Consider the following 7097-nt stretch of genomic DNA (forward strand, 5'->3'; position numbering starts at 1 on the left):
TTCTTTTATTTACATACCCATACTATATGAAGAGAATTTTGATATGAACAAGTTATTGGTAATCATCCTGCTTACCACCCCCCTCGTGTGCTTTGGTCAATCGGACCTGCAAGCCCTATATGATTCGGCCCGGGTAAATTGTGATATTGAATTGGCCAAGCAAGTTAATGAGTTGGCCAAAAGAGAGAAAAATAGTCGTGTTGAAGCAAACAGCCTTTTTTTGATAGCGCTTTGTCAGAAAAGAAATGATAATCTATATGAGGCGGTATTAAACTACATGAGTGCCCTGAAAATATATAGAAAAGAGGAGCACATAAAAGAGGTTGCAGATATTCTTGAAAACCTTGGCAATATTTATAATCTGAGTGGGTATAAGGATATGGCTATGGAATACTACTCAGAAGCGCTTACTCTCCGCCACCAACTTGAAGATTCTGCTGACATCGCAAAAGCTCATAATTATCTAGCTAATGCATACCTTGACATAAAGGATTTTGATAATGCCGCAAAACATTGTGAATTGGCACTCGACATTGCTCAAAAAGTCAATGCAAAGGAGATGTTGACAAGCATCTATGATACAAAAGGCATCGTTCACAGGAATAAAGGAGAATTTGACCTTGCATTGGCATCATATCAACAATCTTTGAACCATGCAACAAAAAAAGCAGACATAGCAAGGATACATAACAACCGGGGCTATGCCCTTTGGCAAATGGGGGATTTAAAGGGAGGTCAACAAGATTTTAATGCTGTGTTGCATATGATTTCTAACGATCCTAATAACAGTACCGCTGCTTTTGCATTGGGAAACCTAGCAGCCACCTATGAAAGCTATAGACCCGACTCTGCTAAGATATTTTATAAAGAAAGCCTAAAGTATTTTAATAAGCATCAGCTAATTCAAAGCACTCCTTACTTTAACTCTGTTAAAGCCTTAAAGGACATTGCTAAAACCGAAGGCAATTTGGACGAATATGTATACTACAGTGATAAAATTGACCAACTGACAGAACAGCTATTGGCAGTTCGTTCAGACCTCAAAAACCTCTACCAGCAATACCAAGTGGAAGCTGCGACCTACAAATACGATAGCCACCAAAAAGCCCAGGCCCTGGAAAGGCAGCTCATCATCGACAGGTACATTACTATAGCGCTCGTAGTGCTCGTACTCGTAATGGCCGTTATGATGGTGATGCTCTACAGAAAGAACAGGAAGATCACTTTTGCACAAGAAACTGCCAGGAAGATCTATCAGGTGATTAATTCTTAGGAGGTTAATATCCGATATCGTTATTGCTCGAGCGCGTTTGTAACGCGTTCGCACCCTGCTCAAGTCACAACTTCGCCTTACCCTTCTTCCTCCATTTTTGAGGTCTCGGTTCCCTGTTAATAAATTTAAACTGATGCTTCCAGTCTATCAACGGGCGCTTTTTTAGCCTGGAACATTTATCAAGCCTTTGTGTAACGCTCGTTAAAGAAGATATCTATCATACAATTGCACGCTCATCTTCATATAGTCAAGCCGGTTGCTCCATCTTTCCATATCGCAAACAAGCTGCTTTCGGGTATAGGCAGCGGGTGTGAAGTCTCCGCCACTTCCCTCCTGGCAGCCCTTTAATTGTTCAAGGCATACTTTTCCCAAAGCTCCCATGACCAATAGTTTGCCTACTGTCTTCCTGATATGCTTTTTTTCATAGGCCAGTGATGAGAAATGCTGCACAATTTCCTCCAGGCAGTGGTCATAATTCTGTTGCAGCGGTGCTATATCCGAGGTATTGGTAAAGCAGGTTTGCTGTCCATTTTGTACATCTTTATACACGTCAAACATGTCGTTCGTGAGTTGGATAAGTTCACCAAAAGCTTCAACCGCTTCTCTTTCACCCGTTTTGAGCGCGTGATCTAGCATCAACCGGAATAGCAAAGTCCAAAGACTGCCTTTGTTACAGGTGATCCGGAATAATGCTTCAGCGCCAAGCCCGGAGTCGCCAAGCTGCTGCAGACTGTCATCCTGAGAAAGTAGCGCTTCGCTGAAAGTGCCGGCAAATAGCTCCTGTTTGTTCTCTTTCCTGATATGGTTGTACAAGTAAGCTGCCAGCCGGAACTGCCGGGGGTGCCCATCGCCCTCCTGATCAAGTTGTTCCAGGATCTGTGCTGACGAGAGCTGGTAGTTGTCAGTCAGGTCATCCAGCAGGGGGGTTAAAAGGCTTAGATATAGCGTGTTCTCTATTTCTTTTCCAGTCATTTTCCGGCCTCTGAGCGTTGCAAGGCAGTCATTCACATAGAGCCCTACATAGCTATAAAGATCTATTCTTTTCTGCTGATGAGGGGTAAACTGTTGCTGATCCAGGCCTGGCCGTCCTACCAGTTCATTCATCACTTTCTCTCCATATTTTCTCCTGATTTGATAAAAATGGTAGAGGTAGCTTATGTAAGCCCCAACAAACCGAAAGTACTGCCTCATATTTTTTTAGCCATCAACATTAAATTGGATAGTCAAGACAGGTACTATTGCTTGATATTTACCTTTGCTTAACGTTCGAGCGCGTTTGCAACGCGTTCGCCCCTCGCTCAAGGCGCAACTTCGTCTTACCTTTTCGCCCGCTTAATTCCTGACTGAACTATACTGTAATTTATCAACTTTCCGAATAAATAAAGTACTCAGATTACCAATGTCACCAATTAGACGGGCACGATCATTCAATTTTTAGTAGTCGGACGCGTTGCAAACGCGCCCGAGCGGTGGTATGTGTGGCATTGAAATTCTTACGGCCTCCGCTAAAGGCTTCGGCCGCCAGCGGAACGCCATTTTCTCAAGGCCGATCAATAGTTATGTCATTATTCTCAAAATCAACTGAAACTAAAGAGCATTGCGGGGCTGAACGGGTTATTAACGGTTCGAGCTTCTTTCTTAAAACTTCATTTTTTCCTATTGATGTCCTTTTTGTAATTCTTCATCATTTTTCCGAATTCTTTATCTCTTTTCCGTCTTTCAGCAACCGAAGACTCAAAATGAGCTTTCTCTCTTTCTAATTTCAGGTAATTTTCATACGAAGCGTGGTCTAATTCTCCCTTTTCAACAGCTTCAATAACAGCGCAACCTATCTCATTGGTGTGGGTACAATCTTTGAACTTACAGTTCTGAGAAAGTCTGCCAATCACATCAAATGTCATTTCTAATCCGCTTGTTGGATCGGCAATACCTACTTCCCTCATTCCCGGATTATCAATCAATATTCCCCCATTTTCAAGAATAACTAATTCCCTGTGGCTTGTAACGTGTTTCCCCTTCTTTGTACTCTGGCTGATGGTACCTGTTTGCATGACAGGTTTGCCGGAAAGATTATTTAATAGAGTGGATTTTCCAACACCTGAAGAGCCCAGCATGCAATATGTTTTTCCCTTTTCAATAACCGCCTTTATTTTGTCGTATCCATCCTGAGATTCGTTACTAATGGCAATAACCGGAACATTCTTAATTCGAGTTTTTATCTTCTCCAATATCTCCAGCGTCTGATGTTCATCAATTAAATCTATCTTGGTGAGCACTATAATCGGGTCAACCTTTGATGCATTACAAATGGTCAGATACCTTTCAAGCCTGTTCATATTGAAATCCCTGTCAACGGCTTGCACCAATAACGCGTAATCAATATTTGTTGCTATGATTTGTATCTCTCCGAATTTACCAACGTCCTGTCTGGAAATAGCAGAGGATCTCGGTAATATGCTGTGAATGATGCAAAAATCCGAATCATAAATGGTTATGGCCACCCAGTCGCCAACGGCTGGAAAATCTTCACGGCTTTTTGATGAAAATCGTAAATGCCCTGTTATCTCGGCTTCAAATTCTCCCTTGTCATTCTTTACAACATACCTTTCCTTGTGTTCCGATATCACTCTTCCAATGTCAAACGCTTTAAGGTTATTCTCATTCCTTAATTTTTCAAGTTGATCATTATATCCTAAATCTTCCAGTGTCATTTCAGTATAGTGTTAGTGTCTTTAACTTGTTTTTTGCGAGGCATGTGATCTGCTGATGATAAAAATCAGCGCTATGATCACGCATAAGACTATCCCTAGCGTTAGATTCCATACAAAGGCAATTTCCCCGGACGAAGATGGTTGGAATATTATCGTGCCGGCAGAAAGAAAAGCGTGCATCAGCATGATGACAGGGAGGCTGCCGGTCCGGTCATAAACCCATACCAACAGTACCCTGTAGGCTGGTAATGCCAGCAGATAAAAAGCCAGGAAGCTCGCCACGAACATTATTTTGGAATCCTCGCCTGCCAAATAATTACTGGCCCAAAATGCGATCATAAAATGCCATATTCCCCAAAGAACTCCCACTATGAGTCCTGTGGTTATAATGCTGTATCTCTTGCGTAGCCGGGGTACTGCAAAACCAGTCCAACCGGTTTCCTCCAGCAGTCCTCCACCGATCAATCCCCAGCCGACACCGAAGATCACCGAGCCAATCTTGTCTTCCGCTGTGATAATACCCGGAAGAAAGTCCTGATTGAAGAGCGAAAGCCCCAATAATACGGCAACAACAATAACAGGCCCGGTCAAAATGGCAATCGCATACCAGCGTCCTGCAGTTCGCCAATGAAGATACTTTGAAAATAGGTGCTGAAGGCCCTCCTTACCATCCACCAGAAAATTCATCAGGATACCGGAAATGAAGGGTCCGGCAAACATGATCAGGAGTGCAGGTATAAATAGCTTTTCACCTTGTTCTTTAGTACCGGGTATGTTGCCAGGTCCACCGATAAGCAAGAGTATACCTCCCCATGAAATGGCGAATACTAAAATATAGTAGCACAAAACCGGGTGTTGTTGGATAAACTTTTTCATGGTGTTTATACTTTAAAAACACACCAAATGCCATTTCTTTTAATCGTGTTCGAGCGGGTTTGACCGCGTTCGCACCCGGCTCAAGGTAACAACTTCGCCTTACCTTTTTTGGCTGCTTAGTTCCTGGCTGAACTATACCTTAATTTAGTCAACTTTTGAGATAAAAAGCAGAATAGCGGGGTTACAAATTAGAGATTGGCGGCGGCATTTGGTTTTTCTTTTCGGGTAGGGAGGCAATAGGGTGGAAGGAGAATGGAAGGTTTGTTAACTTTTGGGCAACGCAGGGGACTATGTTCGGCCCTACAGGCTACACATGTGTGCTTAGTTTTGGCACCCTTTTTTATTCGATATAAATTGCTAATCTGATTTTTCGATAATTTGTTTTGTTGTTGCCGAGCATGAAAAGATAAGCTTTAGGATTATTGTTTTCAGTCCATTTTATTCCGTCTAGAAAAGTAGTTTCTGAATTTGGAGAATTGATTTCAACATCTGAAGGAGTTCCCAATTTATCAGTTAGTTTGTTTTGCAGATACCGAAATTTCTCGTTAAATAATTGCTTATTTATGTTGTTGTTATCGCAATCAACCCATTCATAGAGAATCACTTTTACCGAATTATCCTCAGAATTATAAAAGTATTCGACTTCATGTAAAAGGTCTCCTTCTAACCGCTGGTACGTTCTCGGTGTAGAAAGATTAAATTGTTTAGCATTAGGATAAATTCCTTCTCCAATTCTTATAAGATGGCCTGGTGTTGTGTCTTTAGATTTTATTTGTTTTTCATACTGGACTGCCTCCTGTAACGATAATCTTTCGAATTCTTCAAAGCGATTCTTTTTGAAAATGTATCTACTTGGATTGCAAGAAGATAAAATTACTAGGATTAATATGGTTTTTGCAAGGTTTTTCATTAAATGGCATCAATAGCCCCGACTAAGAAATGCTCCGATGGGGGCTACTCTTTTAAGGTGTCTAATTTAATTTCCAGCATTTCGGTCAGGATGTTCTCTGCGTCTATCTGTTCCAGTGTTTCTCCGTTTACTTTTATTGAATCAAATTCCTGAATGGCGAGTTCGTCTATTTGATAATCAAATAAGAATATACAATTACATTCGGCAACTTCTAGCAATTCAACCTCATTGCCATCTTCGTCTGTTAGTGTGGTCGGCTTAGTCCAAAATTTTAAATTCAAAACTCTCCCTTTCAGTTCGACTCCAGCATCAAAATTGCCGTTACACGGTCCATACGTCCGCAATTGGATTTCTGTGAGTCCCTTTAGCTGGTCTATCTTGATAACCCTGGAACTGTCATTGAAGTGTTCTTCAAGGCATCGTGAGTAAGTAAAAGAGGATATAGTCTGTCCGAATGAACTTAACGTAAATGCCAGACAAAGTAGAATAAAGCTTATTTTAGTAACTGATGTTCTCATGTGTTGTCTGCAAGCCACTATCGATCTTTGTTCTTCAGGAATATTTACAACGCCACACCCATCCACAACCTGTTTGTTGGGTTGTAGGTCGTTTACTTTATTTTACCTCTTTATAGAATCTAATATTACCTAATTTTTCGTCATAAAAGGAGAAGGATACTCCCAAAGAATCATAAGACATATAAGTTTCTTTAGAGCCCGGAAATTCACCATATTCTGAAACCGTTGATACTGATGTATAGCTTGGTAAACCAAAAGCTTTTGCAATATCGTCTATAGTAGTTTTTTCATTAGCAACATCTATCTTGCCAGAAAATGGACTAAATTCGGATGACTTATAGTATAAAAAAACAGTCACCACTTTACCATTTTTTGTAGATATCTGAATCCCTTTATCATAATAGTTAAAGTATTTTTCACCGTCTGATTGTTCCCACGCCTTATCTACTTCATCTGGTTGTCCTAAATTTATGGTTATTTCCTTCTCATCCGTTCCCCGTCCAATTTTGTTCAGTCCTGAATACAAGTCAAACCGTAAATCGTTGTCAACCCCCGTATGCTTACTTGTACCGCAGCTGTAAAGGAGAAAAAATATTAATCCTCCAATCAGAAATATTTTAGATTTAGAGTTCTCCATAATGACCTACAACGGTCGAGTGTATGAGCAGTAGCGGATTTTAACCCACTAAACTGTCAGATAGCACCGACCTTTGATTTATAGTTTTACGTTTCAAAATAGCACTGAACCCGCTATTGCTTATACACAATGTTGAACCGAACACCTACGGTGGAGGGCACAACGGATTACA

General features: G+C 41.0%; 7 protein-coding genes. 1 reads left to right on the forward strand and 6 read right to left on the reverse strand.

What is annotated here, in order from left to right; genetic code table 11:
- Positions 1 to 43: 43 nt before the first annotated feature.
- Entirely contained in the window at positions 44 to 1273 is a 1230-nt protein-coding gene (locus C900_RS01300; protein WP_009577734.1) for a tetratricopeptide repeat protein, read from the forward strand.
- Between the two features lie 201 nt (positions 1274 to 1474).
- Here C900_RS01300 and C900_RS01305 read toward each other — a convergent pair whose 3' ends face one another.
- The 6 genes from C900_RS01305 to C900_RS01330 form a co-directional block, all read right to left on the reverse strand.
- Positions 1475 to 2464 carry a class 1 isoprenoid biosynthesis enzyme gene (locus C900_RS01305; RefSeq protein WP_009577735.1) on the reverse strand — a complete coding sequence of 330 codons (990 nt, stop codon included), beginning with the start codon at positions 2462 to 2464 and terminating at the stop codon, positions 1475 to 1477.
- A gap of 455 nt (positions 2465 to 2919) precedes the next feature.
- Complete coding sequence (gene rsgA, locus C900_RS01310) at positions 2920 to 3984, reverse strand: ribosome small subunit-dependent GTPase A (RefSeq protein WP_009577736.1); 1065 nt, start codon at positions 3982 to 3984, stop codon at positions 2920 to 2922.
- A 21-nt stretch (positions 3985 to 4005) separates the two neighbouring features.
- Positions 4006 to 4860: a CPBP family intramembrane glutamic endopeptidase gene (locus tag C900_RS01315; RefSeq protein ID WP_009577737.1), complete on the reverse strand. Its 855-nt coding sequence runs from the start codon at positions 4858 to 4860 to the stop codon at positions 4006 to 4008.
- Between the two features lie 340 nt (positions 4861 to 5200).
- The gene (locus C900_RS01320; RefSeq protein WP_040495145.1) at positions 5201 to 5770 is read right to left on the reverse strand and encodes a hypothetical protein; all 570 of its coding nucleotides are present in this window, start codon (positions 5768 to 5770) and stop codon (positions 5201 to 5203) included.
- 44 nt (positions 5771 to 5814) lie between these two features.
- Positions 5815 to 6288 (reverse strand): hypothetical protein, encoded by a 474-nt coding sequence (locus tag C900_RS01325; RefSeq protein WP_157493842.1) that lies wholly within the window; start codon positions 6286 to 6288, stop codon positions 5815 to 5817.
- A gap of 97 nt (positions 6289 to 6385) precedes the next feature.
- Entirely contained in the window at positions 6386 to 6925 is a 540-nt protein-coding gene (locus C900_RS01330; RefSeq protein WP_040495149.1) for a hypothetical protein, read from the reverse strand.
- Between the last annotated feature and the right edge of the window lie 172 nt (positions 6926 to 7097).

It is taken from the genome of Fulvivirga imtechensis AK7, assembly GCF_000331535.1.
GTDB classification, from domain to species: Bacteria; Bacteroidota; Bacteroidia; order Cytophagales; family Cyclobacteriaceae; genus Fulvivirga; species Fulvivirga imtechensis.